Annotated in this window: 4 protein-coding genes; 1 reads left to right on the top strand and 3 read right to left on the bottom strand. The window is 40.7% G+C overall.

Annotated features, from left to right (window positions below):
- Positions 1–9 precede the first annotated feature (9 nt).
- The 3 genes from CH76_RS13050 to CH76_RS13060 form a co-directional block, all read right to left on the bottom strand.
- Positions 10–642: a carboxymuconolactone decarboxylase family protein gene (locus CH76_RS13050; RefSeq protein ID WP_036147227.1), complete on the bottom strand. Its 633-nt coding sequence runs from the start codon at positions 640–642 to the stop codon at positions 10–12.
- A gap of 102 nt (positions 643–744) precedes the next feature.
- The gene (gene fabF, locus CH76_RS13055; RefSeq protein WP_036147230.1) at positions 745–1980 is read right to left on the bottom strand and encodes a beta-ketoacyl-ACP synthase II; all 1236 of its coding nucleotides are present in this window, start codon (positions 1978–1980) and stop codon (positions 745–747) included.
- A 13-nt stretch (positions 1981–1993) separates the two neighbouring features.
- Positions 1994–2932, bottom strand: coding sequence for a beta-ketoacyl-ACP synthase III (locus tag CH76_RS13060; RefSeq protein WP_036147233.1), 939 nt, complete (start codon positions 2930–2932; stop codon positions 1994–1996).
- A 182-nt stretch (positions 2933–3114) separates the two neighbouring features.
- Between CH76_RS13060 and CH76_RS13065 the strand changes: the two genes are divergently transcribed.
- Positions 3115–3309: a YjzD family protein gene (locus CH76_RS13065; protein ID WP_036147236.1), complete on the top strand. Its 195-nt coding sequence runs from the start codon at positions 3115–3117 to the stop codon at positions 3307–3309.
- Positions 3310–3326 lie beyond the last annotated feature (17 nt).

Consider the following 3326-nt stretch of genomic DNA (forward strand, 5'->3'; position numbering starts at 1 on the left):
CTTTCTGTATTAATCAAAGTTTTTTAATGCTTTAGCACTTTGTGTATAAGCACTGCCTGCGTTTAATGCGCTAGCAATGAAAATAGTTTCTGCTACTTCTTCTTTTGTTGCGCCTGCTTTTTTAGCATTTTTAACATGTGTGTCGATGCAGTATGGGCAACCTGTAATTAACGTCATTGCTACAGTAATTAATTCTTTTTCTTTTACACTAAGCGCGCCCTCTTTAACAACAGCTCCTGTAAAGTTGAAAAATGCTTTAAAATCATCTGGTGCTAATGACTTTAATGCCATTGCATCCATTAAGTATGATTTTTTAAATAGCTCATCATCTGTGCTTTCGTTATAAGCTTGCATTGCGTTAGCTGCATGAGCAAACGGTGAGCCTGCCTTCGCTGCTGTAGCAATCATCAATGCCTCTGCTACTTCCTCTTGTGTTGCGCCTGCACGTTTTGCACCCTTGCTATGTAAATCTAAGCAAAAGTCACAGCCTGTTGTTGCCGCTGCTGCTACTGCCATAATTTCTTTTAATTTGTGTGAAAGTGCTCCTTCTTTAAACGCAATCATATTCCATTGTTGAAATGCCTCGTTTAATTCAGGTGTTAATGTTTTAAATTTGCCTAGTTGGCGCATTGTTTCTGCCATGATTGTATACCCCCATAAGTATGATAACTCCATAATACCCCACAGCGTATATAAAGTCTAGCAAAAAAATCGCCCCACAAATGTGAGACGATTCGCTATAGATTAAATACGTTTAAATACTAAACTTGCATTGTGACCACCAAAACCTAGTGAGTTACTCATCGCATACTCAACTTGTTGCTCACGCGCTTGGTTAGCTACGTAATCTAAATCGCAATCTGGATCTGGATTTTGCAAGTTCATTGTTGGTGGTAAAATACCTTCTTTAAGTGCTAACACTGTAAATACAGCTTCAACCCCACCTGCTGCACCTAATAAGTGACCCGTCATAGATTTTGTTGAACTCATAGCTAAATCATACGCATGCTCTCCAAAAACTGATTTAACAGCCATCGTTTCGTATAAATCATTGTACGGTGTACTTGTACCGTGCGCATTAATGTAACCTACGCTTGTTGGCTCAACTCCGCCGTCTTGCAAGGCTTGCTTCATGGCACGCGCCGCACCTTCGCCCTCTGGTGCTGGAGCAGTAATATGGTAGGCATCACCTGTTGCGCCGTAACCTACTAGCTCGGCATAAATTTTAGCACCGCGTGCAATTGCATGTTCATACTCCTCTAAAATTACAATCCCCGCACCTTCACCAATAACAAAACCATCACGGTCTTTGTCAAATGGACGTGAGGCATTGCTTGCATCCGTATTAAGTGAAAGAGCTGTGCTTGAGCAGAAGCCCGCAACTGCCATATTAACAATTGGTGACTCTGCGCCACCTGTAATCATTACATCTGCATCTCCGCGCTCAATTACTTTAAACGCATCGCCAATAGAGTTTGTACCTGATGCACAAGCTGTTACTGAACATGAGTTAATGCCTTTTGCTCCAAAGTGAATAGATACTTGACCTGACGCCATATCAGGAATCATCATCGGTACGAAAAATGGACTTACACGGCGTGCTCCGCGCTGCTGGAATTTTAAATATTCCTGCTCGTATGTTTCCATGCCACCAATACCTGAACCAATCCATACACCGGCGCGTGGTGCTAACTCCTCGGAAATTTCAAGATCAGCATCTTTCATCGCCATAATTGAAGCTGCCATCGCATAATGCGTAAAGCGGTCCATACGACGCGCATCCTTTTTTTCGATAAAGTCTTCAATCACAAAATCTTTAACTTCTGCCGCAATCTTTGCTGGAAAATCCTCTGGGTTAAGACGTGTTAATGGGCCCACACCCGATTTACCTGCTTTAATATTTGCCCATGTTGTTTCGATATCATTACCTAATGGCGTTACAACACCTACACCTGTTACTACTACTCTACGTTTCGTCATGATATTCTCTCCTTTATTTTCCCCAAGTTAATATAATGGCGCCCCATGTAAGACCGCCGCCAAAGCCTACAAGTACTACTTTATCATTATCTTTAATTTTACCCGACGCCACATCATCATACAATGACAAGCCAATTGAAGCCGCTGAAGTATTACCATATAAGTGAATTGTTTTCGATACCTTTTCTTCTGGTAAATCTAGACGTGTACGTGCCGCGTCAATAATACGAATATTCGCTTGGTGTGGCACTAAATAATCCACATCCTCTTTTTGTAAGCCTGCTTTTTCGATCACACGTAAAGCAGCCTCACCCATTGTACGCACTGCAAACTTAAATACTTCACGGCCATTCATTTCGATATGGAGCTGTTCATTTAAATATAAATGTTTGCCGCCGCTACCATCCGAGCCGAGTTCGAATGCTAAAAAGCCACGTCCCTCTGCTACATTGCTTACTACTGCTGCACTTGCACCATCACCAAACAATACAGCGGTATTACGGTCGTTATAATCTAAAACTTTTGATAGTTTTTCGACCCCAATGACTAATACGTTTTGGTAAGCACCTGTTTGTACAAATTGTTGTGCAGTTACTAGACCATACATAAAGCCAGCACATGCCGCACTAACATCCATTGACGCTGCATTTTTTGCACCAATTGCATCTTGTACCATATTAGCTACACTCGGAAAGGCCTGATCTGGTGTAACCGTTGCTACAATCACCATATCCACTTGCTCTGCACTAAGTGCTGCTTGTTGTAATGCTTCTTTAGCTGCATGTATAGCTAAATCCGATGTATCTTCATTATCTGCCGCAAAATGGCGCGCTTCTATCCCTGTTCGTGTACGAATCCATTCGTCATTTGTATCCACAAATTTTTCTAACTCTACATTTGTTACCTTTTTTGCTGGAACGTATTTTCCTAAACCAATAATGCCTACACCCATAAGGCAACCCCTCTTCCTATTATCAATTATTAGTACCTAGTGCTAATTATAACGCACGCTTTTTTTAAACACAATAACGAGTTTTTTGACGTAAAGTATTCATTTTTTTTCGCCTTATGGTATGGTATTATAAGTGTATATGTACAAAAGTACGAAAAACATCTATATGAGGTGAAATAATAATGCAATATATTGTTACTTTCTTTTGGTCATTTTTATTAGTATCGATGTTAAACTACGTAGTAAGCTCAGTGCTTGCTGTGCCATTTGACTTCCAACTTGGTGCGATCGTTTCTGTAGTGTTCGCTGTTTTAGTATTTATCGTAGCAGCAATCATTCCTAACGAATCAACACCTGAAACAGGTAAAGAAGCATAATAATTAAGAGGCTGGGA

This window comes from Lysinibacillus sp. BF-4, from assembly GCF_000743635.1.
Lineage (GTDB): Bacteria > Bacillota > Bacilli > Bacillales_A > Planococcaceae > Metalysinibacillus > Metalysinibacillus saudimassiliensis.

Excerpts from the sequence above, each read along its gene's own strand:
- CH76_RS13060 (WP_036147233.1), bottom strand. The coding sequence starts at position 2,932 with ATGGGTGTAGGCATTATTGGTTTAGGAAAATACGTTCCAGCAAAAAAG.
- CH76_RS13050 (WP_036147227.1), bottom strand. The coding sequence starts at position 642 with ATGGCAGAAACAATGCGCCAACTAGGCAAATTTAAAACATTAACACCT.
- CH76_RS13065 (WP_036147236.1), top strand. The coding sequence starts at position 3,115 with ATGCAATATATTGTTACTTTCTTTTGGTCATTTTTATTAGTATCGATG.
- fabF (WP_036147230.1), bottom strand. The coding sequence starts at position 1,980 with ATGACGAAACGTAGAGTAGTAGTAACAGGTGTAGGTGTTGTAACGCCA.